At 62.1% G+C, this 25,337-nt stretch carries 24 protein-coding genes; 17 read left to right on the top strand and 7 right to left on the bottom strand.

Annotated elements, in window-relative coordinates; genetic code table 11:
* The first annotated feature begins 137 nt into the window (after positions 1–137).
* From ABFO07_RS31855 to ABFO07_RS31845, 3 genes are all read left to right on the top strand, one after another.
* Positions 138–974, top strand: a complete 837-nt coding sequence (locus ABFO07_RS31855; protein WP_059909355.1) for a c-type cytochrome — start codon at positions 138–140, stop codon at positions 972–974.
* Positions 975–1,472: 498 nt separating this feature from the next.
* Positions 1,473–2,732 carry an IS256 family transposase gene (locus tag ABFO07_RS31850; RefSeq protein WP_347469900.1) on the top strand — a complete coding sequence of 420 codons (1,260 nt, stop codon included), beginning with the start codon at positions 1,473–1,475 and terminating at the stop codon, positions 2,730–2,732.
* Between the two features lie 40 nt (positions 2,733–2,772).
* The gene (locus ABFO07_RS31845; protein ID WP_347469899.1) at positions 2,773–3,117 is read left to right on the top strand and encodes a hypothetical protein; all 345 of its coding nucleotides are present in this window, start codon (positions 2,773–2,775) and stop codon (positions 3,115–3,117) included.
* A gap of 112 nt (positions 3,118–3,229) precedes the next feature.
* Here the strand turns inward: ABFO07_RS31845 and ABFO07_RS31840 are convergent, their stop codons facing one another.
* Both ABFO07_RS31840 and ABFO07_RS31835 read right to left on the bottom strand, forming a co-directional pair.
* On the bottom strand, positions 3,230–4,309 hold the full coding sequence (locus ABFO07_RS31840) for an SWIM zinc finger family protein (protein WP_347469898.1): 1,080 nt from the start codon (positions 4,307–4,309) through the stop codon (positions 3,230–3,232).
* A gap of 467 nt (positions 4,310–4,776) precedes the next feature.
* On the bottom strand, positions 4,777–5,328 hold the full coding sequence (locus tag ABFO07_RS31835; protein ID WP_347469897.1) for a GNAT family N-acetyltransferase: 552 nt from the start codon (positions 5,326–5,328) through the stop codon (positions 4,777–4,779).
* 394 nt (positions 5,329–5,722) lie between these two features.
* On the opposite strand from ABFO07_RS31835, the gene ABFO07_RS31830 reads away from it, so the two are divergent.
* A complete protein-coding gene (locus ABFO07_RS31830; RefSeq protein ID WP_059564903.1) occupies positions 5,723–6,028 on the top strand; it encodes a DUF485 domain-containing protein in 306 nt (101 codons plus the stop codon).
* Positions 6,025–7,686: a cation acetate symporter gene (locus ABFO07_RS31825; protein WP_059564904.1), complete on the top strand. Its 1,662-nt coding sequence runs from the start codon at positions 6,025–6,027 to the stop codon at positions 7,684–7,686. Before ABFO07_RS31830 ends, ABFO07_RS31825 begins: the two co-directional genes overlap by 4 nt.
* A gap of 60 nt (positions 7,687–7,746) precedes the next feature.
* On the opposite strand, the gene ABFO07_RS31820 is transcribed toward ABFO07_RS31825, so the two are convergent.
* Entirely contained in the window at positions 7,747–7,965 is a 219-nt protein-coding gene (locus ABFO07_RS31820) for a hypothetical protein (protein ID WP_059564905.1), read from the bottom strand.
* Between the two features lie 74 nt (positions 7,966–8,039).
* Positions 8,040–9,056, bottom strand: a complete 1,017-nt coding sequence (locus ABFO07_RS31815; protein ID WP_059891372.1) for an alpha/beta hydrolase family protein — start codon at positions 9,054–9,056, stop codon at positions 8,040–8,042.
* Positions 9,057–9,203: 147 nt separating this feature from the next.
* On the opposite strand from ABFO07_RS31815, the gene ABFO07_RS31810 reads away from it, so the two are divergent.
* The 9 genes from ABFO07_RS31810 (at position 9,204) to ABFO07_RS31770 (ending at position 17,358) form a co-directional block, all read left to right on the top strand.
* Positions 9,204–10,145, top strand: a complete 942-nt coding sequence (locus ABFO07_RS31810; protein ID WP_059564907.1) for a LysR substrate-binding domain-containing protein — start codon at positions 9,204–9,206, stop codon at positions 10,143–10,145.
* A gap of 153 nt (positions 10,146–10,298) precedes the next feature.
* Positions 10,299–11,546: an ABC transporter substrate-binding protein gene (locus ABFO07_RS31805; RefSeq protein ID WP_059883338.1), complete on the top strand. Its 1,248-nt coding sequence runs from the start codon at positions 10,299–10,301 to the stop codon at positions 11,544–11,546.
* On the top strand, positions 11,543–12,274 hold the full coding sequence (locus ABFO07_RS31800) for an ABC transporter ATP-binding protein (protein ID WP_059806438.1): 732 nt from the start codon (positions 11,543–11,545) through the stop codon (positions 12,272–12,274). Before ABFO07_RS31805 ends, ABFO07_RS31800 begins: the two co-directional genes overlap by 4 nt.
* A gap of 1 nt (position 12,275) precedes the next feature.
* Positions 12,276–13,190, top strand: coding sequence for a branched-chain amino acid ABC transporter permease (locus ABFO07_RS31795; RefSeq protein ID WP_347469896.1), 915 nt, complete (start codon positions 12,276–12,278; stop codon positions 13,188–13,190).
* Positions 13,187–14,161 (top strand): branched-chain amino acid ABC transporter permease, encoded by a 975-nt coding sequence (locus tag ABFO07_RS31790; RefSeq protein WP_347469895.1) that lies wholly within the window; start codon positions 13,187–13,189, stop codon positions 14,159–14,161. Before ABFO07_RS31795 ends, ABFO07_RS31790 begins: the two co-directional genes overlap by 4 nt.
* Positions 14,158–14,574 carry a FixH family protein gene (locus ABFO07_RS31785; RefSeq protein ID WP_347469894.1) on the top strand — a complete coding sequence of 139 codons (417 nt, stop codon included), beginning with the start codon at positions 14,158–14,160 and terminating at the stop codon, positions 14,572–14,574. Before ABFO07_RS31790 ends, ABFO07_RS31785 begins: the two co-directional genes overlap by 4 nt.
* 234 nt (positions 14,575–14,808) lie before the next feature.
* Positions 14,809–15,540, top strand: coding sequence for a DUF5677 domain-containing protein (locus tag ABFO07_RS31780; protein ID WP_347469893.1), 732 nt, complete (start codon positions 14,809–14,811; stop codon positions 15,538–15,540).
* A gap of 227 nt (positions 15,541–15,767) precedes the next feature.
* Positions 15,768–16,865, top strand: a complete 1,098-nt coding sequence (locus ABFO07_RS31775) for a hypothetical protein (RefSeq protein ID WP_124479411.1) — start codon at positions 15,768–15,770, stop codon at positions 16,863–16,865.
* Positions 16,866–17,157: 292 nt separating this feature from the next.
* Positions 17,158–17,358 (top strand): hypothetical protein, encoded by a 201-nt coding sequence (locus ABFO07_RS31770; protein WP_347469892.1) that lies wholly within the window; start codon positions 17,158–17,160, stop codon positions 17,356–17,358.
* Positions 17,359–17,371: 13 nt separating this feature from the next.
* On the opposite strand, the gene ABFO07_RS31765 is transcribed toward ABFO07_RS31770, so the two are convergent.
* From ABFO07_RS31765 to ABFO07_RS31755, 3 genes are all read right to left on the bottom strand, one after another.
* A protein-coding gene (locus ABFO07_RS31765) for an IS3 family transposase (RefSeq protein ID WP_347469891.1) occupies positions 17,372–18,498 on the bottom strand; the annotation gives its coding sequence in 2 pieces (ribosomal slippage) (positions 17,372–18,258 and positions 18,258–18,498; 1,128 coding nt in all).
* 223 nt (positions 18,499–18,721) lie between these two features.
* A complete protein-coding gene (locus tag ABFO07_RS31760) occupies positions 18,722–19,447 on the bottom strand; it encodes a hypothetical protein (RefSeq protein ID WP_124479407.1) in 726 nt (241 codons plus the stop codon).
* A gap of 6 nt (positions 19,448–19,453) precedes the next feature.
* Complete coding sequence (locus ABFO07_RS31755) at positions 19,454–22,672, bottom strand: hypothetical protein (RefSeq protein ID WP_124479405.1); 3,219 nt, start codon at positions 22,670–22,672, stop codon at positions 19,454–19,456.
* 680 nt (positions 22,673–23,352) lie between these two features.
* Between ABFO07_RS31755 and ABFO07_RS31750 the strand changes: the two genes are divergently transcribed.
* Genes ABFO07_RS31750 through ABFO07_RS31740 form a run of 3 tightly spaced genes read left to right on the top strand, consistent with a single transcriptional unit; the run spans position 23,353 to position 25,335 of the window.
* Positions 23,353–24,519, top strand: a complete 1,167-nt coding sequence (locus ABFO07_RS31750) for an MFS transporter (RefSeq protein WP_230941888.1) — start codon at positions 23,353–23,355, stop codon at positions 24,517–24,519.
* Complete coding sequence (locus ABFO07_RS31745) at positions 24,516–24,710, top strand: hypothetical protein (RefSeq protein WP_059883348.1); 195 nt, start codon at positions 24,516–24,518, stop codon at positions 24,708–24,710. The genes ABFO07_RS31750 and ABFO07_RS31745 overlap by 4 nt, the downstream gene beginning before the upstream one ends.
* 4 nt (positions 24,711–24,714) lie before the next feature.
* Positions 24,715–25,335, top strand: a complete 621-nt coding sequence (locus ABFO07_RS31740) for a GNAT family N-acetyltransferase (protein WP_347469890.1) — start codon at positions 24,715–24,717, stop codon at positions 25,333–25,335.
* The last annotated feature ends 2 nt before the right edge of the window (positions 25,336–25,337 follow it).

Below are 25,337 nucleotides of genomic sequence, written 5' to 3'. Positions count from 1 at the left end.
TGCCCTTCGCGAAATCCGGGACATCATCGGCGCCAGTGTATCCGCCAGCCGGATACACTGGCGCCTGCTCATGCGCGGCGGCGGCGGTGGTAGTCATGTCGCCGCCGCCGCAGATAACGACAATGAATGGAGAATGAATGCTGAAACGCGCGTTTTCTTTGCTTTTGCTGTTGACGGTCAGTCTGATTGGTCAACATGCGTTCGCCGAGCCCACGATTGAATTCAGGACGGGCGGAGAGATTCGGACGTATACCCGGCAGGCGCTGCTCGCGCGATCGGATCTGGCGGAGGTTCACTTGCCGCGCGACGTCGCATACGGCAGGCCGATGACCTTCCGCGCCGTGCCGCTGGCCGACCTGCTCGACATCGCGTCGCTGCCCGTGGACGACGTGCTCGAAACGCGTGCGGCCGACGGCTTCGCCGCGCAGCTGCCGATGGACCTCGTGCGCAATCGCAATCCTGATGGCGCCGTTGCGTGGCTCGCGATCGAGGATCCCGCGAAGCCTTGGCCGAAGCTGCCGGGGAAGGCGGTCAGCGCGGGGGCGTTCTATTTGGTGTGGGTCGGGAAGGAGGTGTCGTCGGTTCGTAATGAGCAGTGGCCTTTCCAGATCGTGCAGTTCGCGACGCAGAAGTCGCCTGTGGCACGGTGGCCGGCGCTTGCTGTAGGTTCGGAATTGTCGGCGACGGATCCGGTTCGGGCGGGGCAGCGGCTGTTCATTACGCAGTGTCTGGCTTGTCATCGGCTCAATGGGGCCGGTAGCTCGGATAGCGGACCGGATCTCAACTCGCCGATGAATCCGGTCGAGTATTTTCAGCCTGCGGCGCTGCATCGGTATATCCGTAATCCGGCGGCGGTTCGGGATTGGCCCGGGAGGATCATGCCGGCGTTTTCGCAGGATCAGTTGAGCGATCGGGAGATTGATTTGATTGTGGGGTATTTGGGGTATATGGCGGGACGTGGGGGTGGGAAGTGAGGGTGGTGAGTTGGGCGGGGGTGGTTGAAGGTCGCATCGTATCGGGCTCGGGGCATTCGGCTGGTTTACTGGCCGCGCGGACGGACGCGGGGAACGGCCATGAAGCGACATTGGCCAGCGTGCTTGCTCGGCCGTTCGACCGGCCACCTCGTGATAAATAGCGGTCGCTCATCGACTCACTGCCCGCTCTTGTACCGCTGCTGACGCGAATCCCTAGTCAAATCCAAGAGGCGATTGTCCGGGCCCAGGCATTTATGCGTGCAATGACGCCCCGCCCCGGCGAATAGCATCGCAGTGAAGCACCACATCGCGTTTGTAGATGCGCATCACAGCTTGGCGAGAGTGGTTTCTGTCGGCTTTCTTGGACCAAGAATCGCTTGACCCGCTGTGAGATAGTGGTCAAGATCACGGGCCTTTGAATGCGCATTCTTCCTTTGTTTCGGAGCCTATCCGATCTTTTGTGTGTGAGGCATAAACTGATGGCCAAGGAGCCACGTTATGCCACGCAAACGCAAGGAAGAAGTGACGATTGAACCGGGCAAGGGCTTGAACCTGGACCCGGAACTGATCAAGCAACTGGTACCCGGCACGCTGGATCGGGCGACGATCAACGAGCAGCTTGCGGCGCTCAAGAAGGCAATCTTCGAACGCGCGCTGGGCGGCGAACTGACCCACCACCTCGGCTACGAGAAGGGCGATGCCAAGCCGGCAGGCCGCACGAACCACCGCAACGGCACCAGCCGCAAGCGCATCACGACCGATGACGACCTGCTCGACGTCGAGATTCCGCGCGACCGCGAAGGCACCTTCGATCCGGTGCTGATCGCCAAGAGCGAGCGACGCTTCACCGGCTTCGACGACAAGATCATCGCGATGTACGCACGCGGCATGAGCGTGCGGGAGATTCAGGGTTTCCTGCTGGAGATGTACGGCATCGAGGTGTCGCCGGACTTCATCAGTACGGTGACCGATGCCGTGATCGATGAAGTGCGCGAATGGCAGCAGCGGCCGCTCGAGCCGATGTACCCGGTCGTGTTCTTCGACGCCTTGCGAGTCAAGATCCGCGACGAAGGCGTCGTGCGCAACAAGGCGATCTACCTGGCGTTGGGCGTGCGCCGCGACGGCACACGCGACGTGCTGGGCCTTTGGATCGAGCAGACCGAGGGCGCCAAGTTCTGGCTGCGGGTCGTCAACGACCTGAAACTGCGTGGCGTGCAGGACATCCTGATTGCCGTGGTCGACGGCCTGAAGGGCTTCCCGGAAGCGATCAACACGGTGTTCCCGGAAACGACGGTCCAGACCTGCATCGTGCATCTGATCCGGAACTCGCTGGACTTCGCCAGCTGGAAAGACAGGAAATCGGTCGCAGCGGCGCTCAAGGAGGTCTATCGGGCACCGTCGGCCGAAGCGGCCGCCGTGGCGCTGGACGCGTTCGATACGAGCCCGTGGGGTACGAAATACCCTCCGATTGCCGCGCTCTGGCGCCGGGCCTGGGATCAGGTGATTCCGTTCTACGCCTTCGCGCCGGATATCCGGAAAATTGTATATACGACCAACGCGATCGAGTCGCTGCACATGCAGCTTCGGAAGATCATCAAGGCGCGCGGCCACTTCCCGTCGGACGAGGCCGCGCTCAAACTGATCTGGCTGGCGCTGCGCAACGTCGTGGCCAAATGGACCGGCTCCCGGCACGATTGGAAGAGTGCGATGACGCAGTTCGCACTGCTTTACCCGGAACGATTCAACATTGGAGTCTGAATCTCAACCCCGCCTCACACACGGAATTCCGGATACCTCCTTGTTTCGGGGCAATCTGACCCACGGCATCGTCGTATTGATTCCTGTGGGAAGAACTGTCGTATGGCTGACCATTGGAAACGAACTTCTTCAACAGATCCTCCGCCTCCGGCATCAACTGATCCAAAGCCTTGGAAATCGTAAGTCGATCGCCATTTTCATCGGGATGCGTCAGGCCCCACATCCACAGACCGTACAGGCGGCTCTGATACTGAGTCGTCTCAGTTATCAGGAACGTACCTTCGCAAGGCTTGCTCGCAGCCAACTTGCAGCAGACACGATACCGAAGAATATAGATACTTCTCTCGCGCAGTTAACCCAATGCATCAAAACTTTCCCCTATTGATCTCGGCTCGCAGTTTATATCAACTCATTCTAGCTAAGACATCAGCCAGCAAGTGATCAGTGTACTTCTCAAACCGTCAGTGAGGAGTATCATGTCGACAGCCATCAACGGGTCAGTTTCCGTCGGTCACCTTGGACGGCGCTTCTGGTGAGTGAGTCATATCGCTCGAGACGATAGTCGCCGCATTTTCGAATTCAGGATGGTTGTGCAAATCAATAACCGCGCAACGTCCTGAGCGGAGTAGTTCAACGAATTCATTCTGCGAAGTAGAGAGCCAGGTCCTCATCTTCCAGCCGGTCTCATCTGCGCCTGACGAAGAATTTCGCGAATACAACTTAAAACCGATCGAGCCCGGGGCACCATCTGTTTCTGCTGTTTGGTCAACCTGAACGTACCATGTTCCGGACCTGCTTTCGAGGCCATCAGTAACGCGAAATTCGTACTGAGGATTTGCTGATTCGGTCAAAACTCCTCCATCAGACACCGAAAACCCCATAATTTTCCTGTGCTTCTCAGAGGATGAAAGCTTGTTTCCACTCATTTCAATGCTTTTCTTTAAATTGGAGTGAGTCATGCCAAACAGCTCGAGACACATTTTTTCGCGCAACGAAGCGGTTTTCTCTTTATCTATCGATTCCAGGAAACGAATATCAAGCGCGTCTTGAAATGCGGAGTGGACCCAGAAATACCATCCCTTGGCGTAACCGTGGATCTTTCCCTTGCTATCGGAGAAATCAATCGATTCCAATGGATACCGGCCTCGACTAATCGTCTTAGATCTTGGCTTATTTGAAATTAATTCGATGGATTGTGTAGCAACCTCTGGCGCCTTCGCGGCTACTTTGGCCGGCTTGCCATCTCGACCTGTCATCACTGCGGCGAGCCTCCTTTTCGCTTGCGCCTCCGCTTGCTTGGCACTTTCGACCGCGTCTTCAGCCGCTTTCAAGTCGGCTAAGCAAGCTTCCAGTTTCGATCCCGGCAGCCAAGACAATACGTCCAAAACGCGTTCCGCATTGTCGCCGATCACATCTTTAGCAATTCCACTCAAGAGTGACAACCGATGCTTGCAGTAGGTACCTTTTTCCCCAGCAGGACACGAGCAGAACGCCGTCACCTCTCCGTTTTCTCTCGTGAAAATTACGTCATAAGGCATTGACGCTGAGCCCTGAACCAAGAATTCGATTGCTTCCATGTGAGAACACCCCGTTGATTATTTGATTTGATCAAAATAAGCATACATCGATCTGATCGAGAGAGCAGCATGGTCGTCGTTGTTGTTTTCACGGGCGTAGAAAGCATCAAGCAACTTGGCTGGCCAAGATGATGAGCGCTACGCATGAGATTGGCCGTTTTCCCTTCAATACTCGTCCTCGGGAAATACAGCGACTTGACTAGCCGCTCCGGGTCGACAACAACCACTGAAATACCCCATCGACACTGTAACCACGCGAAATCCCACCATCGAACGAAGCGCTATATGCATGACATAGCGTCGCGCTACATACGAGTCCCGGCAGGAACCACCACGGACCGGTCGGCTTCAGTCACTTGTCGAAAATCGACGACGCATTTTCCAAACGAAGATTGAAAAATCACGTCAATACGGTTACGCATTCAACAAGTCGAACCCAGCAGCCTTGCTTCCGCCTGCCCGATCACCTAGATTCTCCGCTCCCTCCCCAGCAACCCATAAAGCGCACTATCCGAAACCTCATCCCCCACGATCCACCGTTCCCGCAACAACCCTTCCCGCACGAACCCCAGCCGTTCGAGCACCCGCGCCGACGCCACATTGCGCGGATCGATATCCGCTTCAAGCCGATTCAGGTTCATCGCGCCAAACGCGTGCTCAACCAGCGCACCAGCCGCCTCACCCATATACCCGCTTCCCCAATGCCGGCGCTTCAGGCTGAAGCCGATCTCCGCCCGCCGGCATTGCGCGTTCAAGTGAAAGAGCGCGCACTCCCCGATCACTTCACCTGTCGCGCGCGATTCGATCGCACAGTTGAAATCCGCTCCGTCCACAGCCGTAGTCAACTTCCGCGCGACCCGTTCCCTCGCCTCATCCAGACCAGTCATCGCCGGAATTGAGAAATAGCGCATCGCCTCCGCGTCCGACCAGATCTCGAACAGTGCGTGCGCATCTTCTTCCTTGAGCGGTCGCAACGTGAGGCGGGCCGTAGTCAGCGTGGCAGGTTCAAACAGAGACATGAAGGCAGGCAATCACAAAAAAGTGCCTCATTGAACCACGCACCCCGCGTATCAACAACCACACACGGCGTCGCTATATATGTCTGCCCGTACCGCCCACGCGCATTAGACACAATCGACAAGATCATTCACAAAACAACCACCCTCCCCCTCGATTCCCCCACGTAAACCCCACCCAAAGATTTCCCCGCGCGTAAGAACCCGGTAAGCGGACGCTTTTACCTTACTCACGGGCGCATCGAAACAACAACACACGAAGATTGCCTGTTTGCGCCCTCGCCCCCATCCCTGTCCGGGGGCCCACACCCACGTGGATCGCCAGCCGTTCAGGCACAGCCCGCACGACGGCGCTCCACCAGGCAAGCAAAGGAAGACATCTATGCAGGAGACGAAAATGGACCTCGAACGTGTCGAGAAAATCAGGTCGAGCACGGCCTACCGCGAACTGGTGCGCAAGCGCTCGACGCTCGGCTGGACGCTGACGGCGCTCGTGCTGGTCATCTACTACGGCTACGTGCTGCTGATCGCGTTCGACAAGGACTTGCTCGCCGCGAAGCTCGGCGCGGGCGTGACGACCTGGGGCATGCCGATCGGCCTGTTCGTGATCGTCTTCACCGTGGCGGTCACCGGCCTCTACGTGCGCCACGCCAACAGCACCTACGACGACCTGACCGACCGAATCAAGCGGGAGGCCGCATGAAACGCCTGCACCTTCCCGCAACGGCCGCGCTTTCAGTCGCCTCCGCCAGCAGCTTCGCCGCCGGCGGCGATCTCGGCCAGGCCGTCAAGCAAGCGACCAACTGGACCGCGATCTGCATGTTCGTCGTGTTCGTGGTCGCCACGCTCTTCATCACCAAATGGGCCGCGCGCAAGACGCGCTCGGCCGCCGAGTTCTACACGGCGGGCGGCGGCATCACCGGCTTCCAGAACGGCCTGGCGATCGCGGGCGACTTCATGTCCGCCGCGTCGTTCCTCGGCATCTCGGCCGCCGTCTATGCGAACGGCTATGACGGCCTGATCTACTCGATCGGCTTCCTGGTCGGCTGGCCGATCATCACGTTCCTGATGGCCGAGCGGCTGCGCAACCTCGGCCGCTTCACGTTCGCCGACGTGGCCGCCTACCGCTTCAAGCAGACCCCGCTGCGCGCGTTCGCCGCGTCGGGCACGCTCGTCGTGGTGGCGTTCTACCTGATCGCGCAGATGGTCGGCGCGGGTCAGCTCATCAAGCTGCTGTTCGGCCTCGAATACTGGATCGCGGTGGTGATCGTCGGCGCGCTGATGATGGTGTACGTGCTGTTCGGCGGCATGACCGCCACCACCTGGGTGCAGATCATCAAGGCCTGCCTGCTGCTCGCGGGCGCGTCGTTCATGGCGTTCATGGTGCTCTGGCAATTCAACTTCAGCCCCGAGGCGCTGTTCGCGAAGGCAGTCGAGGTGCACGAGAAGAAGACGTCGATCATGGGCCCCGGCAACTTCATCAAGGACCCGATCTCGGCGATCTCGTTCGGCATCGCGCTGATGTTCGGCACGGCCGGCCTGCCGCACATCCTGATGCGCTTCTTCACGGTACCGAATGCGAAGGAAGCACGCAAGTCGGTGTTCTGGGCGACCACCTGGATCGGTTACTTCTATATCCTCACCTTCATCATCGGCTTCGGCGCGATCGTGCTGGTGAGCACCAACCCGGTGTTCAAGGACGCGGGCGGCAAGCTGCTCGGCGGCGCCAACATGGCCGCGGTGCACCTCGCGAGCGCGGTCGGCGGCAACGTGTTCCTCGGCTTCATCTCGGCCGTCGCGTTCGCGACCATCCTCGCCGTGGTCGCGGGGCTCACGCTCGCCGGCGCGTCGGCGGTGTCGCACGACCTTTATGCCACCGTGTTCAAGCGCGGCCAGGCCTCGAGCGCGAGCGAGCTGCGCGTGTCGCGCATCACGACGGTCGTGCTCGGCATCGTCGCGGTCGTGCTCGGCATCGTGTTCGAGAAGCAGAACATCGCGTTCATGGTGTCGCTCGCGTTCGCGGTGGCGGCCTCCGCCAACTTCCCGGTACTGTTCATGTCCGTGCTCTGGCGCGGCTGCACGACGCGCGGCGCGACCATCGGCGGCTTCCTCGGGCTGCTGTCGGCAGTGGTGCTGACGATCCTGTCGAAGGCGGTGTGGGTCGACGTGTTCCACTACGCGCACGCACCGTTCCCGTATGCGTCGCCCGCGCTGTTCTCGATGGCGATCGGCTTCGCCGGCATCTGGCTGTTCTCGGTGACCGACCAGTCGGCCCGCGCACGCATCGACCAGGCAGGTTTCGACGCGCAGACGGTCCGTTCGGAAACCGGCATCGGCGCGTCGGAGGCGGCAAGCCACTGAGCGGCAGTCCATCCGCGCGGCGGGGGCGACGCGCTCGCCCCCGCCGCTTTATCTCCCGCCTCAGATTCCGAAGCCCGGCGCGGGAAATACCGCCGCCAGCCGGGCCACGACCTCCCGCCCGCGCACCGACAACAGCACGCGCGTGGCTTCGCTCGCGGTCGCGTCGAGTTGCACCAGCCCTCGGCCGAGCAGCGAACGGATCTCCGCCAGCTCCCGCTCAAGCCCGCCCGGTGTGCTGGCCAGCACCATCAACGTGGCGATTTCATGCGGACTCAGCATCGCTTCGGCTCCTCATTCGATACCGCCGCCGTGCGACGCACATGCCGACGCACGGAACCACGGCAGATCGCCCTTTACAGCAGCACGATCTGATGCTCGACCACCGGCTCCGTGTCGGCATGCCCGCGCGCGTCGCGCTCGGACACGATCCAGCCGGGCGTCTTCGGCGCGAGCTGGCCTGTCTTCAGCCAGCCGAGCGGAATCGGCCACAGCGTCGACTCGAAGCGGCTGTGGAAGAACGCGAAATGGCCGATGCTGTCGACGCCGATCGCGTCCGGGCCGATTCGCAGATGCACGACCCGGCTGCGCGTGAAATACCGCAGCAGCCGCTCGATCGCCGGAATCGTGCCGAACGGATCGTCGGTGACGCTCGCGGCGAGCACCGGCGCGCGCATCGCGGTGAAGCGCCGGACCAGCGAGCGGCGCTGCGCATCGTCGCGTTCGATCGGCGCGCGCCGGTAGGTGTCCTCGAAATCCGGCCGGCTGCGGCTCCACGACAGCGCGACGCCTTTCGGCGTGTCCTCCATCCAGCCGAGGCGCTTGGCCGGGAAATAGCCGAACAGCGCCGACAGCACCGGCATCACGATGTGCCATTTCCACAGCATCGCGAGCCGGCTGCGCGGCGCGTAGTCGCGCCAGTGCGCATACTGCGCGCCCATCGTGAACACGCGGCGCACGAGGTGGTTCGACGGCGCGAGACCGGCGACGAAGCCGCCGATGCTGTGCGCGACCACGTCGATCGGCTGGCCGGGGAATTCGGCCAGCGCGTAGCGCAGCACCGCCTCGAAATCGCGCTCGCCCCAGTCGAGCCAGGTCGCGTCGAGCCGGTCGAGCCGCGCGGGCCGCGATTCGCCGATGCCGCGGTAGTCGTACACGATCGCGTCGTAGCCGTGCCGGTGCAGGTAGCCCGCAAACCGGAAGTAGTAGCGGCAGCGCACGGACGTCGCCGCGTTCACGATCACGACGGGCCGCGGCTCGTCGTCCGCTGCCCCCGCGCGGTGCCGCCAGACGAAACCCTTGATCGGATAACCGTCTGCCGCGGTCACGGCAAACGGTTCCGGCTCCGGCATGCGTGCGTCCTTCTCACTCATTGTTTGTTCTCCACATGCTCGAGTGTCATGCATGACGCGTCCGTAAAGCCTCGGATGTCCCTTGCGGACGCGCCACACTGCCTATTTCACTTGACTGCGGGAATTCCCTCAATCAATCTTCTTGCATCACTCGCATGAGGAGCGCGCATGGCAGTCCCTCTCGTCAGGCTTCCGTCGCTCGACCTGGTCCGCGGTTTCGTCGCGGTCGGCCGGCGCATGAGCATCACGCTCGCGGCGCAGGACCTGTGCCTCACCCAGTCGGCGGTCAGCCGCCAGGTCAACGCGCTCGAGGAAGCGCTCGGCGTCAAGCTGCTGAACCGCGGCTACCGCGCGATCTCGTTCACCGCCGAAGGCGAGCGGCTGTTTCGCGCGGCGGACGGCGCGGTCCAGCAGTTGCAGGAAGTCGTCGACCTGCTCACCCATCCGAAGTCGCGCCAGCCGGTCACGGTCACCGCGAGCATCGGCGTGTCGGCGCTGTGGCTGCTGCCGCGCCTCGGCAACCTGCAGCGCCTGCATCCCGACATCGACCTGCGGGTTGCCGCAACCGACCGCGTGCTCGACGCGCGCACCGAGGGCATCGACCTGTCGATCCGCTATGCGCCGACGAGCGGCGTGCCGTCGGCCGCGATCCGCCTGTTCGACGAGGTGATCGTGCCGGTCGCGCATCCGTCGCTCGGCATCGCGAAGCTCGACGCGGATACCGTCGCGCGCCACGTGCTGCTCGAATTCGACGGCGCGCGCCGCCCGCTGCTGCAGTGGTCCGATCACCTGAGCGCGCTCGGCCTCGACGCGCTGCGCCCGCGCGGCATCCTGCGCTTCAACCAGTACGACCAGGTGATCCAGGCGGCGCTCGCGGGCCGCGGGATCGCGCTCGGCCGCCGCGCGCTGGTCGAGCCGCTGCTCGCGGACGGCCGCCTCGCCGCGATCGGCGAAGCCGGCGCGGGCCGCGCGACGGGCCACGCGTACTGGCTATGCCATGCCGACGAGACGCTGCGCGACGACGTGCGCGCGGTGGTCGACTGGATCGTCGACGAGGCCCGCGCGTCCGCGTCCGACGACGCGGCTGCATCGCCCGCGCCTGCTGCCTGAGCGACGCGCGCCGCCACCCGCAACTACCAAAGATGGTAGTTGCCCCCGGCAAAAGCGGCGGGTGAAATCGACGGCGTTCCAACGACCGCAACGCGGCGTGCCTGGCCTCCTGAGCCGTGCATCCGTACGCCGCGCCTCAGGAGGAATGCCCCGATGAAACCCCGCAAGCCAGTGTTTGCCGCCGCCATCGCGCTTGCGATGCTCGCCGGCAATGCCACCGCAACAGCCACCGCCGCGGATCGCGTGATCCGGATCACCGGCTTTGGCGCAACCTCGGGCGTGCTGCGCCCGTTCGGCGTCAACAGCGAGGCCGCGCTGCGCGCGGCGGCCGACGAGATCAACCGCGACGGCGGCGTGAAGCTCGGCGACGGCACCCGCGGCCGGCTCGAGATCAGCTACCTCGACGACAACTGCAAGCCGACCGAAGGCGTGGACATCGTGCGGCGCCTCGCCAGGACCGACACGCTCGCCGCGGTTGGCACGACCTGCTCGCCGGTCGTGCAGGCCGTGTTCGGCTCGCTGCAGAAAAAGGCCGGCGACGCGACCGATTCCGGCCTGCAGTTGCCCGTCTTCACCGACGTCGCGATGAAGATCGGTCTCGCGAAAACCTCCGACTGGTCGTTCCGCAACATTCCCGACGAGAACGCGATGTACGACGACGTGTTCGCGTGGGTGCGGCGCGAGCACCCGGATGCGCGCACGGTGTACGGCGGCGTCGAGCAGAACTTCGTCCACTCGAACCAGACCTGGTACCAGGTGATGAAGCCGCGCGCGCAGGAGGCCGGCTTCGAGATGCTCGGCGAGACGCGCTGGCTGCTCGACGACACGAACTTCGCCGAGCAGGTGCGCGCGATCAAGGCCGCGAACGCCGACGTCGTCGCGATCTCCGCGCATCCGTATTCGGCGTGCGGCGTGCTGAAGGAAATGCAGCGCCAGGGCGTGCGGCCGAAGGTACTCGTCGGCCTGACGAGCAGCTCGACGCCGGAGCTGCTGAAGGTGTGCGGGCCCGCGGCCGAAGGGCTCGTGATCCCGACCAGCTTCGCGACGATCAACCCGGTCGCGCAGAAGGCCGCGGCCGAGACCGCCCGCTTCGGCGGCTACGCGGACCTGCACAGCATGGCCGCGTGGGAAATCCTCTACATGATCCGCACCGCGATCGAGACGCGCGGCGTGCTCGCGAAGCCCGACACCGTGCAGGCCGACCGCGAGAAGATCCGCGCGGGGCTCGCCGCGATGAAGACGGCCGACGGCCTGCTCGGCACCGTGCAGCGCACGCCGGAGCGCGAATCGGTCAAGCCGTTCGTGCTCGTCGAAGCGCGCCGCAACGCGTGGGACGTCATCGAACGGCCCGCGCCACGCACCGAACTCGTACACGTCGAACAACCGGCCCGCCTGCCGTGACGCAGCCGCTCGTCGCGCTGCGCGGCGTCGCGTGCCGTTTCGGCGACGTGCGCGCGGTGGACGGCCTCGACCTCGACATCGCACCCGGCGAGACGGTCGGCCTGATCGGGCCGAACGGTTCCGGCAAGAGCACGACGCTCGGCCTCGTCGCCGGCACGCTGCGCCCGACGGCCGGCACGGTCCGCTTCGCGGGCGCCGACGTGACGCGCATGCCCGCATGGCGGCGCGTCGCGCTCGGCATCGCGTGGACGTCGCAGCAGCCGCGCGTGTTCGAGCGGCTGTCGGTCGGCGACAACCTCGCGGCGGCCGGGCGCGACGCCGCCGATGCGGCGCTCGCGTCCGCGGGGCTTGCGCACAAGCGGCATGTGCTGGCGGCTACGCTGACCTTCGCGGAACGCCGCCGGCTCGAGCTGGCGCGTGCGCTGGCGCAGCGCCCGCGGCTCTTGCTCGTCGACGAACCGGCGTCGGGGCTCGACGCGGATGAACTCGCGGTGCTGCAGGAACGGCTCGCCGCGCTGCGCGCGCTGGGTGTCGCGATCGTGCTCGTCGAGCATCGGATCGGCTTCGTTGCGCGACTTGCCGAACGCATCGTCGTGCTTGAACGCGGCCGCGTGCTGGCGGATGGCACGCCCGCGCGCGTGCTTGCGGATCCGGCTGTTGGCCGCGCGTATCTGGGTGATGATCTCGGTGACGCGGCGTCGCCGGAACCGGATCTCGCGGCGGGCTGACGTGAGCCCGCTGCCGTTCGACGCCCTCGCGCTCGGTGCGTCGTACGCACTGCTCGCGACGGGCTTCACGCTCGTGTTCGGCGTGCTGCGGCGCGTGAACCTCGCGTATGGCGCGACGGTGATGTTCGGGCTGTATGTCGCGATCCGGCTGACCGAATCGCTGCCGCCCGTCGCCGCGTACCTCGCCGCGCCGGTGATCGCGGTCGCGGCCACGCTCGTCGTCAATTTGTACGTCGAGCGCCTGTGCTTCACGCCGCATCGCGGCGGCGCGAGCGTCACTGCGATGGCGGCGAGTTTCGCGGTGTGGATGCAGATCGAGGACGCGGGCGTGCACCTGCTGCCCGCGCACGCGAATCCGTTCCCGTCGCCGTTCGCGCAGTTGCCGGCCGCGTGGCAGGCCGGCGCGTTTCGTGCCGATCATGCGATCGCGCTCGGCTGCGCGGCGCTCGCGACGCTCGGCTGCTGGATGCTGTTGCATCGGACTCGCTTCGGTCTTGCGGTGCGCGCGATCGTCGACGATGGCGCGGCCGCCGCTTTCGTGGGCATCGACGTGCGCCGCGTGTCGACGCGCGTGTTCGCGTTGGCGGCCGGGCTCGGCGCGCTCGGTGGGTGTCTGATCGCCGGGATGCAGGGCCAGGTGAGCGCGATGTTCGCGATGTGGGCGACGCTGAAGGGGCTCGCCGCTGCGGTACTCGGCGGATTTGGCTCGTTGCCGGGTGCGATCGCGGGTGGGCTTGCGCTTGGGGCGGTGGAGACCGTGTTGCAGGCGCGGGTGGGCGTCGAATACCGCGATCTTGCCGCGAACTTGCTGTTGTTCGCGGTGCTGTGCGTGCGGCCTGGTGGGCTTGCGTCGCTGGTGCCGCGCCGCCGCCGCGCGCACGCCGCGTTGCTTGACCGCGCGGAGGGTGGCCGGTGACACTGCTTGCGAATTTTGGGCTGCTGGCGTTTCTTGCGCTGTCTGCTTATGTGCTTGCGATTGGCGGCGATTTGTCGTTCGGGCAGCAGGCGTTGTTTGGGATCGGTGCGTATGCGGGGGCGTCGGCGACGGTGCTTGGTGGGTGGTCGCTCGCGGCAGCGCTTGTGCTTGCCGCCTTGGTCGGCATCGCGGCGGGGTTTGTATTGCGCGCGCTTACGCTGCGGCTGCGCGCGCTCGGCTTCTCGCTCGCGACGCTCGCGGCCGCCGAGACGGTGCGCCAAGCGCTGGCGGTCGTGCGTGTGCAGCGGGTCGGCGCGGATGGCGAGTTGGTTGGGCCCAACGGCGCGGAGGGTTTTGCCGGGATTCGTTACGTGTTCGAGCACGGGATGACGCCCGGCGATGTCGCGCTCGTCGTGTGGGGCGTGCTCGCGCTGGTGCTTGTCGGGCTCGTCGTGCTCGAGCGCACGCGCTTCGGCCGCACGCTGCGGATGACCGGCGAAGATCCCGCGCTCGCCGCCGCGCTCGGCATCGACGTGCGGCGCACGAAACTCGTCGCGGCGGCGATCGCGGGGGGTATCGCGGCGGTCGGTGGCGCGCTTTATGCACATTGCAATACGTATATCGAACCGGACAACTTCGATCTGATGCTCGGTATTCACGGACTGTCGTATGCGTTGATCGGCGGGCTTGGTGCGCCGATTGGGCCGTTCGCGGGGGTCGCCGTGGATCTCGGATTGATCGAGGGTAGCCGGCTGTTCCACGGCTATCGGATGATCGCGTTCGGTGGCCTTGTTGCGGCGATTCTCGTCGTGCGGCCGCGCGGGATGATTGACGAAGCGCTCGTGGCGAAACTGCGAGGGTGGTATGCGACGCGTATTCGGCGCGTGTTGCGCGCCTTCTCTCTTTCGCCGCAGCTGCTGTCGCGTCGCTTGCGCCGTCGAGCAGCGCGGCGACAATCGGAGCAAATATGATTCTTTCGTATTCCACCGCCGCCCGGCGGTCGCTGCGCCGTGCATGTACGCTGGCGACGCTCGTCGTGCTGGCAACCGCCCTGCCGGCCGCGCACGCCGCCGCTCCCGACGCGCGAATCGCGTGCAAGCCGGCCGGTGCCGCGTACGCGTACGACTGCGCGATCGACCTCGCCGATCCGCACACGCGTGCGCCCGTCGACGGCGCGCGCTTCACGGTGACGGCCGACATGCCGTCGATGCCGATGGCGCACAACATCACGCCGGTCGATGCGACACCCGACAGCCAGCCGGGGCGCTATCGCGCGCGGCTCGCGCTGGAGATGGATGGCGTGTGGCTCGTGAAGCTGACGTTCAGTGTACCGGTGCGAGATCGGGTGGTGAGGCGGGTGCGGTTCGAGGGGACCGCTGGTTAGGGACCGTTCACGCTGATATTGGGCGTGTTCGCAAGGAGCAATGATGCGGCGATCGCCCCCTTCTAGCGGCCAGCTCCAGTATGGAATTTTTGGCCCATCGTGGATTTTCGTGAAGCGTGGGACAAGCTGTCGACGATCGGCCACCAAGGGACAGTCGACTAGTTTCATCGAATGACCGAAGTTCGGCGTATATTTGACGCCGAATGGGTCCGCCACGCGCGAGAAGGGAACGCAATGCCGAACATACCCGCAATGCTTGTGGCCGCGCACGATATAAGGGCACAGATCGATGAGCTGCTGTTGCGTGGGCGCGTGCAGGATAGTGGCGAACATCGCGTCGCTGCAACGCTGTGTCTGACTATCGCCGAACAGTTTGCGGCGACCCTGCACTTGATAGAGGGCGGCTTCTCGTCCCATGCACCAGTCATGGTACGCTCAATGCTAGAGGGACATGCGAATCTGCTGAACCTAGTAAGCGACCCTGCATTCGTCGACCAGATCAGGTACGACAACGCGCGTGCCGATGTCGTGTTGTTCACTGAATATGCGGCGGACCCCGAGATGCAGGGCAACGCGGACGCGCAGGAAACATTGGCCAAATGGAAAGCCGATGCGGAACCGGTGCGCGATGAGTTGGAAGCGAAGGGCTATGGCAAGCTCGACGTGTACCAGCGATTCAAGAGAGCAAACATCTTGTCTACATACGTGGCCTACCGCGTCTTTTGCTCGTTCGCACATAACCAACTCACAACATTGTTGGCGCGTCATGCTGACCGTTTCGAGCTTCGCTACCATGTCGAAGCGCCGAAAGCGCTAACTGCCAGCCTGCTGAATGTAGCCGTCAGCATTTTGTGCCAAGCGGTTGTAACGGCATCGCACTACACCGACCTGACCGACGCCGAGCTGCGGCAAGTAATCGACGCTGCCGACGCAACATGGAGCGCAGCGCAGGCACTCGTCGAGTAGGCCCCGGTTAGCTGGGCGGGCTGGAAGCGTAGTGCGCTGCATGGAGAGGGAAGCATGAGCGACCGGACCAGTCGCGCTACTTTACAAACGCCGGAGGGCAAGGCTCTAGTCGAGCGGCTTCCGTCATTGGTTGGCTGTAAGATCAGCGTTCACGGTCACCGATCGAGGTGATCGCGGTGCCGAACTGACTGATCAAATTCACAGAAATCCTCATATGTACTCGTGTTATGGCTGGCATCCATACACTTAACGCGCGCGGCAACGTGCTGCTCCCGGTTATCCGGAAGCACTACGGCTGGACTGATTCGCGCACCTTCCATGAAATTCAGCGCTTTCACATCGATTTCCTAACGATCCTTCACGCGAAGGGTGTCGACTACTCGTCACTCCGAAGTGCGCTGACGCCGCAGCCGACGAAGCACGAGGCGGCATTTCTTTTCGACGAGCATCGCTGCGAGAACACGTTCGTTCCGGGTGTGGAATGCGCCGACGCGCTGTTCAAGGCGCTCGACCGCAAAACGACGCACAGCATTCTTGGCGGCGAGTTGGTCGACGACAGGGACGAGATCGCACGCGCGCTGCTTCGCCGTTCAGCGATTGTCTCCAAAGACTTGAACTTCAAGCATCCATGCTTCTGCTACGTCATCTACGTCAACAACCTTTCCGAGGGCAGCGTCACCGCCATCGACAGCAAGCTACGGGCACACAAAGCCTACCTTGGCTACGTCCCTTGCACCTATGCAAGCCTTGCCAAGACATTCGTGTCGATGCATCTCGTGAATCTGGTGATCAAGCAGGGAAATACCGTCATCCTCGGACATGAGGATGACCGGCCGAACACCGAGAACTGCAACCTGCATCTCCATGACTACACAGCCCTTGGCCTCCAGCTAAAGAGCCTTCAGTCGATGTACTTCGACACCTTCTTGTCCTACAAGCCCGAGCAGATGTTCCTAAAGGAGTCGGACGACGATCTTGAAATCGCGTTGCGAGCGATGTCTAACGAGATCGCCCCGCTCGATGAGTTCGCAGTTGTCATCGAGGACGACAAATTCGAGAAGTATCTGAAGACCGTGAAGCTTGGGAAAATGATGAAGGCTGGCCTCGCCGACTTGACCAAAGCGGAGCTGGAGGCGGCTATCCGCGAGAAACTGCGGATGAGCTACCTGTACAACATGGAGTGGGTCGATGAGCCCACGCACCAGCTCAGCAAGTTCAACATCATGCTCGAATTCCCGAGGGCAGACGGGTATCCGGAGCGAATGGTCGTTTCCCTCGAATACCGGCCCGTCGAGCGCGTGCTGCGACTGGTGACGGTTTCATGAGTTATCACGTTCTCGTGCGAACGCCGGGCCTTGATCTGCAGCCGAATCGTGCAATTCCAGAAGGCCACTGCACCGGACGGTGTCGGTCTGATCGGCCACCGGTCTCCAAAAGTCGTGGGAATGTCGCGTCCGCTATTCGCTGCATTGCGGCCGTTTAGCGGTATATGGCGAACGGGCACACTGGGTCGACTGCGGTCTGCCACATCGGGCGGCAATCGGCCAGAAGCGGCCGCTCGACCTCCGCGGCCAGTTCGTCGACAATGCAGCTGCGGAAGACGTCGAGCTCGGAGATATGGACAAAAATCGAGAGTTTTTTCTGCCGTTCGGAATCGACCTTAGGGTTGAGGACGGTACCGCAAGTATCGAATCCGACTTGCCGGAGTCGCTTCCTAGTCATAGCGACCCCGTCGAAAACGCGCGCATCGTTGGGGTCGTTGAAGGCGTCGAGCAATTGTTGCTTTCGCTGGCGCGTGTCGGTATCGATTTATCCTGACCTGCCCCCGGTTTTAGTCCGAACTGCAGTTAGAGTCCGAGGTTAAAAACTGCTGCTTCGCGTCGTGCGCCCGGGCGAACTGCGCAGGCGTCAGATAGCCGAGCGAACTATGAGGCCGCTCGGTGTTGTACTCGATACGCCATTCCTCAATCAGCTGCTTGGCGTGGCGCATTGAGACGAACCAGTGCTCGTTCAGGCATTCGTCGCGGAACCGCCCGTTGAAGCTCTCGATATAGGCATTCTCCACCGGCTTGCCAGGCCGAATGAACGACAGCGTGACGTCGGCTTCGTTGGCCCATGCATCCAGCACCTTACCAGCGAACTCCGGCCCGTTGTCGACCGTGATGGATGCGGGTAAGCCTCGCATCTCCTTGAGCCGCTCGAGCACTTGCTGCACGCGTAGGCCCGGCAATGAAGTATCGACCTCGATGGCCAAGCACTCGCGCGTGTAGTCGTCGACCACGTTCAGGCATCGAAACCGCCGACCATAGGCCAGCCCGTCAGAAACGAAGTCCATCGACCAGCTCTGATTCGGGCCTGTTGGTAACGGTAGCGGCGTGCGCTCGACAGCCGCAATACGCTTGCGTCGCCGCTTGCGCACGCTCAGTCCCGCCTTGCTGTACAGGCGCCAGATGCGCTTGTGGTTGGCGAAGCAGCCATCCCGCTGCAACAACACGTGAATCCGGCGATAGCCGTATCGGCGTTTCTGCGCGGCGATGGCCATCATCCGGCCAGTCAGCGCTTCGTCATCAACTCGGCGGCGTGATTCGTAGTGGAACAGCGAGCGCGAAATCCCTACCAGCCCGCAGGCCCGGGTAACACCCATGGCACGTTCGGTCATCAATATCCGGACCGCTTCGCGCTTGGCCTGCGGGCTTGCTACTTTCGAGCCAGCAGGTCCTTCAGCGCGGCGTTGTCGAGCATCGATTCGGCCAACAGACGCTTGAGCTTGCTGTTCTCCTGCTCCAGTTCCTTCAGGCGCTGCGCTTCGGAGACCGTCATCCCGCCGAACTTCGCTTTCCAGTTGTAGTAGGTCGCTTCCGAGATGCCGTACTTGCGGCACAGCTCCGCTGGCTTCAAGCCAGCCTCGGCTTCCTTCAAGATGCCGATGATCTGTTCTTCGGTGAATCGCTTTTTCATTGCCGTTCCTCTCTGGAACGGACTCTACACCGTCACCGTACTAAACGCGGGGAGCAGGTCAATCCAATCCACAGTTTGCGCAGGCAATCCATGACTGCGTAGCCAACTTGCAATCTGGCTGATCGGCAAACGGCCATGTCCGGCCAGAAGCAGCCAATCACCGCCTACCGTTAAATCGTCAACAATCGATGTCGACAAAAATGCTCGAATGCTGTTCCAAGAGTCAGCGCGGCTCCCCGTCCGGCGGGAGACCAAGGTAGCTGCGCAACGACTTAAGGACGTCGATTACGAGAGCTAGGTCAGCAACTGTTGCATGCTGTTGAGCATATTTCAGCAACCCTCTCTTTCCGTCTTCCGTCCATTTAGCATGATGCCCAGATGCACAAATTTTGGGCTTCAGCAGTTGGTGGTGTGGAAACGACGAGGCGTATTCCGTGCATAGCGCCAGTGGCAGAAGGTCTTCAATGACGCATTCGAGGTCGCTAAACCCCCTGTTGGAAGATAGGGTGTGCTCTTTGAGCTTAGCTGTGGAGCCGGCTCGCCGCGGCATGATACGACGCAACCTGAAGAGGTGCTCGTATTCGATGATTGATCTATTGCCTGCCTGGATTCCGCTAACCACTCGTTTTCCCATCGCATCGTCGTCCACGAGTGCAATGACACGGTATCTGCGCTTTTGGGTTTGGAGATCAAGGTCCAGGCACGCGATATTGTGAAGCGTCGGAAACCGTTCGGCGATGCCATAGGTGCCGCCATCATTGCCCTGGCCAGCCGCAAAGATAGACAGATCGCCGGAGATAAGTTTGAACCCCGTCGCATCCGCATTCAAATCAGATGCTAGGCGGAAGTAGCGTACATCGGACTCGCCTTCGACCATTACGTTTGCGCGGGCCAGTTGCCAGCCCCACTGCTGCGCAATCCAATCGCAGCCAATAGCTACATTCTGCATAGCAGTTCACCGGTGGCTGACATTTAGGGGCTTCAGAAATGGTCCCATGGCTGCAAATGTTACTTGGCACTTGAATTGTTCCCCGGGCGCCATTCGAGCCTTGTCGAATTCCTGCGCGTTGAACGGTACTAGTGTGTTGCCCAGTTCCTGAACCTTCGCCATACCTCGGGCCGCTCCGACGCTATCCGCCACACGGGCAGTACAAGTCGCTCGATGGGATCTATCCGGTGCCAACATCCAGCGCAAGCGCAGAGGAACTGAAACTACTACGTGTGCTTCCTTGATTCGAGGTCGTAGGGTGCGAAACTCTTCTGACGCCGCCTTGTGTTGCCCTTCAATGTAGAGAAGGACCGCACGTTCTAAACGCTGCTGAAGAGAAAGCTGATATCCCCTAGTTGCCGAAAGCTCGTCCAGCAAGCGAAGTTGTCCCTGAAAGTCGTTCGGTGTTGCAATGACCATGAGGTCATACTGCAGGCGCACGAGCAACCAATCGCGTTCGGGCGATTCGTTTAGTTGAGCCGCTAGCGTTGCTGCAGTAGTTGAGTCAACTGAGTCCAGAATCAATGCGTCGTCGCCGGTTATTGGTAGCGCGCGCCACGCTTTGGCAACGTAACCATAAGGACTCCCAGATTGACAGAGTTTTTCCACTGCGTCCTCTGCCTCAGGCGCTCTTAGTGCACGTAATGCCTCGCCCGCCAAAAAGCCTAGGCTCATCCGTCGAGAAGCGGCGGAGTCGAGCTGTGACGCTTGAAAGATAAATGAGAGCGCCTTCGCCGCCGCTTCCACCCGTCGACGCTCATCGGCCATATCTAGGAGTTGGCGCAGCAGACTCTTTGCGGCTGTTTCCAGCACATAGGGGCTATTGGGATTTTCTTTCAGCGCTCGATTGGTGATCTCCTCAGATTTTGCCAGATAGGCAGCTAGCTTCTCTTTGTCGCCATCCGGGCCTCGCTCGACTCGGGCAAGATCCTGATAGAGCAATGCCAAAGTATTGAGGAGGTTTAAATCAGTCTCGTCATCAAAGCTTGCATCGATCCGCTCCAACGCGAACTCCACTTCTCCAACTGCTTGCGTCAACAACTCTCTCTTCTCCGCTGGTGTAAGTTGAAAGAGTTCGTCCTGTGTTATACGGCGACGAGATATCGCTACATGGTGATTGAACGTGCGGCTGTTGAGCCGAATGGAGCTCGGAATCTTTCCCAAGATGTCGAGGACCTTTCGCCAGTGCGGAAAAAACTCCGCGTTGCCAACGCGTTCATCAAGCTTAAGGACATCCGTAGCTAGTGCAACAGCAAAACTGAAAGCAAAGGCTTCTCCGATCGCCGATCTTCCAGAAAGGCGCTCAATTAGCGCAAGCCGTAAAGCGACTGGATCTACCTCCTTTTCCAGATTGAGATCGTCACACAACAGCCGATCATTCCAAACCGCGTTGACAAGATATCGGGCGAGTACATCATGTGTGATCGCGCATACACGTCCATATGGGACGGCTTCTGCTTGCACAAGCCCCAGCCCTGGGGCGTTTTCGCGCGCAGACTCAAGCACGACTGACCATGGGAGCCGAGGAACCTCAAGATCTCCAAGCAGTCGTTCAGGCGTAGCACGGCGCTCGATTGAAAAAGCAGCAACTTCCAAAAGAGCCTTCTTGACTTGTGGCTCAGCGGGGAGGTTCTTAAACTGCCGAAGCAGCCAACTTTGGATAGATTCGCCGAGGTCAAGGTAACCAGCTAGCCAAAACTCTAGTGCTACCCAAAAGCTAGCAAAACCGACGTCAATATCTGGAGCGTGAGCTCGCCAGAAATTTTGCCATTCGTCCGCTGTCTTGGCCCTGTCGACATAGCGCAAAAACGTATTGAGATGTGCGCCGAGCTCCGTGACATCATTAGTTTCGAGGTCGTGACCAACGAAAGCAATTTCTTCGTGAGATATAGCATCGGGTAACGAAAGAGGTGCTTGGGAACGGCTGATCTTTAGAATAGCAACCCTTCTGCCACTACGGCTAAATTCTGCACACAGACGTTGCAGGTCGTCGGCCCCCCTCCCGGAGTGTTGGACATCGAGCACTATGAGCCAAACCGGCCCCCCCGTATCAGTTACCGTCTCGTCGAGTCGCTCACTGAGCGCTTGCGTGGCGCGGAACATAAAATTCGTCAGTTCGAGCGCACTAGGGGTGTCAGAGTGTTGTTTTACAATAATGGGCGGGAATCCAGCTTTTGCTGCAGCGAATGCAAAGGCACGCGCTTGCGTGGTCCCCCCCGCGCCTGGTTCCGACACGACCGACAGAACTTGGACCGACCCGGGAGGCTCAGCCAACTGGCGTCTAAGCTTCGACAAGAACGCTTTCTCCAGATCCAAATCTGGAGTCCAAGGTAACCCTGCGGCATACGCTCGCCACACTGCCTCCGAGCGAGCGAAGAATTTCTGAAACTCAGCTAAGCTGAGATCTTGGGGGCTAACGGGCAACGTGTCGCGAAGACGAATAAATTCGCAAGCGTCCGAAAGCGGCAGCTCTTGTGACTCTGCTTCCGTCAGATCAAGGTTGACGACCCGACCTCCCGGCACTTGGACTGATACTAAGATAGCAGTGTCGTCGACTAATTCTCGAATACGTACGGAGACTGTCTCAGCAAAATCGTAGGTCGTCTGTTCGACCCATTCGATAGCCGCAAGATCTGTCACCTCTGCAAGACGACCTACGACATCGGCTGAAGCATTTCGATTCGCGCAAACAACTGTGAGTAAAGCACGGAATTCCGAATACCAGAGATCCGCCAACTCATCGGTGGCTGCAACAGGACTTTCGCCTAGTACTACGACTCGTATAGGTTCAATGTCCCGCAAGCGGACGATCATGTTCAGTCGTCGTCGGAGGGTGCTACCTTTGGACAAGGATGTACCCTCTATGCCCGACTTATCAGACCGTCCATTCAGAAAGAAAACGGGTTGTGCTCGACGCTGGAGAACGATGCTGGAGGGATCGCTAGCAATGACATGCCTAAAGTTGGTTATCGTGCTCTGCTCTTGATCCTGTCCCTCAAGCGCTCTGGCCAGTTTGTCGGATGTCGATTCAACAAATATGGCGCGCCAAGAGCGATTTGCAAGCGCCGATATTTTTTCGATATCGTTATCTGCCAAGTCTTGATCGGTCAGCCATAGGACAGCCTCTCGTGAAACTACGTCGCTCAAGGTTTGGTCGCTTAACGACTTCGCAAACGCCACGTTCATGTGAGTTCTCGCCTGAATTTTGGATTCTGGATGACTGAGCCTTGTTATTTAAAACATTCTAGCACCCTGCCAGGTAAGCTCCGGACGCTGCGAGCGTGATCAAAAGACCATGCCCGGACGAGCAAGCTCGAAAAGCTAACTTGCCCCCTTAGAACGGGCAGCGGCCCAAGCTGATACCGCGGGCGCATGGACCAAGTAGTGCCGACGCCAACATTTTGGCTCTTGATTCGCACTCTTCAATGGTCGCTTTCGAGAAGCTTGAGTGTCCCCTTCGGGTCGGATAGCGACATCCACGGAAATCCGCAAAGACCCGTCTTTTTGTTACGGAAGCGCACCTTGTCGGCCGCATCGCGACGTCGCTTGTTCGGCCCGGCCCATCGGCGCTCCTTGCCTCTTGCACGCGCCCAAAGAAAGTCCCCTCGAGAAGCAGCCGGCAACGCAAGCTCGCGAGCCAGCCATTGGCGATGAACCGCCCTCCCCCACCTCACATACCCCCCACGCATGCGACCCCACCCAAAGACTCACTTGAACCCCCACCCCCACCGGGTCTTTAATAGGCGCACGACCACCGCACCCATGCGGCGGGCGAACGAATCCAACAGGGGAAGGAGACGACGGTGATCGGACCAGAAGAGGCATGGAAGCGTCGCTGGCTGCTCGTAATAGCAGGCGGCATCGTAATGGGCGCGGCGCTCGGCGTACGCAACGTGCAGGGCTTGTTCCTGCTGCCCGTCACGCTCGACCGCGGCTGGTCGCGCGAAGCGTTCGGCTTCGCGCTCGCGCTGCAGAACCTGCTGTGGGGCGTCGCGCAGCCATTCACCGGGATGATCGCCGACCGCTTCGGCTCGGCGCGCGTGATCTTCGCGGGCGCGGTGCTCTACGCGCTCGGCCTCGTTGTGATGGCGCACGCGGCATCCACCGGCGTCTACACGCTCGGCACCGGCGTAATGGTCGGCGTCGCGCTGTCGGGCACTGCGTTCGGCGCGGTGTACGGCGCGCTGTCGCGCCTCTTCGCGGCCGACAAGCGCGGCTGGGCGCTCGGCATCGCCGGCACGATCGGCGGGCTCGGCCAGTTCTGCATGGTGCCGCTCGCGCAAGGCATGATCGGCGCGTTCGGCTGGGTGTCGGCAATCGTCGTGCTGGCCGTCGTGATGCTCGCCACCGCGCCGCTGGCGGGCTGGCTGCGCGATCGCCCGGTCGGCCACAGCGCCGAAGGCGGCCACGACCAGACGATCCGCGCGGCAATCGCGGAAGCGCTGTCGCACCGCGGCTTCTGGCTGCTGAACCTCGGCTTCCTCGCCTGCGGCTTCCAGCTCGCGTTCATCGCCGCGCACATGCCGGCCTACCTGCTCGACAAGGGAATGACCGCGCGCGAAGCGAGCATCGCGCTCGCGACGATCGCGCTCGCGAACACCATCGGCACGTTCCTGTGCGGCTACGCGGGCGGCTTCATGCGGCGCAAGTACCTGCTGGCGGGCATCTACTTCGTCCGCTCGGCCGCGATGGCGCTGTTCGTGCTGCTGCCGCTCACGCAGGCGAGCCTGTACATCTTCTCGTTCGTGATGGGGCTGATCTGGCTCGGCACGGTGCCGCTGACGAACGGCGTGGTGTCGCAGGTATTCGGCGTGCGCTACATCACGACGCTGTTCGGCCTCGTGTTCTTCGGCCACCAGCTCGGCAGCTTCTTCGGCGTGTGGCTCGGCGGCATCGTGTTCGACACGACCCACTCGTACGACCTGCTGTGGTACGGCTCGATCGCGCTCGGCGTGGTCGCCGGGCTGCTGCACCTGCCGATCAACGACCAGCGCGTCGCGCGGCTCGCCGTGCCGATCGCGCAGCCCGCATGACGACCGCCCTGCACGCCACGCGCGCTGTTGGCCGCACGGCTCACAGCGACCGTCGCGCCCGCCTGGTCCGCATCGCGCGCGTGGGATCGGTGTCGCTCGCGCTCGCCGCGCTCATCGCGTGGAGCTTCGCAGGCTACCTGACGCCCGACGCGCTGCTGTCGCTGCTGACTGGCTTCTCGCTCTGCGGGTAACGCGATGACGCCCTCCTCGACGCGTCCGGCCACGCTCGATGCCACTGCGCGCACGCGCCCCGTCGACGTGCGTGCGGCGGCGTTTCCGGACGACGAGGAGCTCGTGCAGGATTTGCTGCTCGAATACGAAATGACGTGGCTGCGGCATGGCGTGACGATGCCTCGGCTCGGCACGGAGCTGACCGCGCTGCCGGGCCCGTACGCGCCGCCGCACGGCGCGGTGTACATCGCGCGTCTCGACGGCGCGCCGGTGGGCTGCGCGGCCGTGGCCGCGTGCGACGGGCCGCCCGGCCGGCGCGAAATCCGCCGGCTGTACGTACGCGACGGTGCGCACGCGTCCGACGTGCTCGGCGCGCTGCTGGCCCGCGTCGCGGCGCTGGCCGAGCTGGACGGCTGCTCGGCCGTGCGCTGCGCGATCTTTGCCGATCTCGACCCGCGTGCCGCGACGTTCGCCCGCCATGGTTTCAACGTGTGCGCGCCGGACGGCCCGCCGCCTGACGGAATGCGCGTACCACCCGCGATCCGCATCGCGACGCTCGAAAAAGCCTGCATACCGGCGCGCGCCGCGCATTGGCGCACGCTGATGCGGCGGCTGATCGTGCGCGGCCAGCCAGGGCGCACGTAAGC

The organism is Burkholderia stagnalis, assembly GCF_039848545.1.
GTDB classification, from domain to species: domain Bacteria; phylum Pseudomonadota; class Gammaproteobacteria; order Burkholderiales; family Burkholderiaceae; genus Burkholderia; species Burkholderia stagnalis.
Note: the sequence above shows the minus strand (reverse complement) of the source record. Positions and strands in the feature narration are given on the sequence as shown.

Excerpts from the sequence above, each read along its gene's own strand:
- ABFO07_RS31850 (WP_347469900.1), top strand. The coding sequence starts at position 1,473 with ATGCCACGCAAACGCAAGGAAGAAGTGACGATTGAACCGGGCAAGGGC.
- ABFO07_RS31815 (WP_059891372.1), bottom strand. The coding sequence starts at position 9,056 with ATGAGTGAGAAGGACGCACGCATGCCGGAGCCGGAACCGTTTGCCGTG.
- ABFO07_RS31750 (WP_230941888.1), top strand. The coding sequence starts at position 23,353 with ATGGGCGCGGCGCTCGGCGTACGCAACGTGCAGGGCTTGTTCCTGCTG.
- ABFO07_RS31810 (WP_059564907.1), top strand. The coding sequence starts at position 9,204 with ATGGCAGTCCCTCTCGTCAGGCTTCCGTCGCTCGACCTGGTCCGCGGT.
- ABFO07_RS31805 (WP_059883338.1), top strand. The coding sequence starts at position 10,299 with ATGAAACCCCGCAAGCCAGTGTTTGCCGCCGCCATCGCGCTTGCGATG.
- ABFO07_RS31855 (WP_059909355.1), top strand. The coding sequence starts at position 138 with ATGCTGAAACGCGCGTTTTCTTTGCTTTTGCTGTTGACGGTCAGTCTG.
- ABFO07_RS31825 (WP_059564904.1), top strand. The coding sequence starts at position 6,025 with ATGAAACGCCTGCACCTTCCCGCAACGGCCGCGCTTTCAGTCGCCTCC.
- ABFO07_RS31830 (WP_059564903.1), top strand. The coding sequence starts at position 5,723 with ATGGACCTCGAACGTGTCGAGAAAATCAGGTCGAGCACGGCCTACCGC.
- ABFO07_RS31785 (WP_347469894.1), top strand. The coding sequence starts at position 14,158 with ATGATTCTTTCGTATTCCACCGCCGCCCGGCGGTCGCTGCGCCGTGCA.
- ABFO07_RS31775 (WP_124479411.1), top strand. The coding sequence starts at position 15,768 with ATGGCTGGCATCCATACACTTAACGCGCGCGGCAACGTGCTGCTCCCG.
- ABFO07_RS31840 (WP_347469898.1), bottom strand. The coding sequence starts at position 4,309 with ATGGAAGCAATCGAATTCTTGGTTCAGGGCTCAGCGTCAATGCCTTAT.
- ABFO07_RS31820 (WP_059564905.1), bottom strand. The coding sequence starts at position 7,965 with ATGCTGAGTCCGCATGAAATCGCCACGTTGATGGTGCTGGCCAGCACA.
- ABFO07_RS31745 (WP_059883348.1), top strand. The coding sequence starts at position 24,516 with ATGACGACCGCCCTGCACGCCACGCGCGCTGTTGGCCGCACGGCTCAC.
- ABFO07_RS31770 (WP_347469892.1), top strand. The coding sequence starts at position 17,158 with ATGGACAAAAATCGAGAGTTTTTTCTGCCGTTCGGAATCGACCTTAGG.
- ABFO07_RS31780 (WP_347469893.1), top strand. The coding sequence starts at position 14,809 with ATGCCGAACATACCCGCAATGCTTGTGGCCGCGCACGATATAAGGGCA.
- ABFO07_RS31740 (WP_347469890.1), top strand. The coding sequence starts at position 24,715 with ATGACGCCCTCCTCGACGCGTCCGGCCACGCTCGATGCCACTGCGCGC.
- ABFO07_RS31755 (WP_124479405.1), bottom strand. The coding sequence starts at position 22,672 with ATGAACGTGGCGTTTGCGAAGTCGTTAAGCGACCAAACCTTGAGCGAC.
- ABFO07_RS31835 (WP_347469897.1), bottom strand. The coding sequence starts at position 5,328 with ATGTCTCTGTTTGAACCTGCCACGCTGACTACGGCCCGCCTCACGTTG.
- ABFO07_RS31760 (WP_124479407.1), bottom strand. The coding sequence starts at position 19,447 with ATGCAGAATGTAGCTATTGGCTGCGATTGGATTGCGCAGCAGTGGGGC.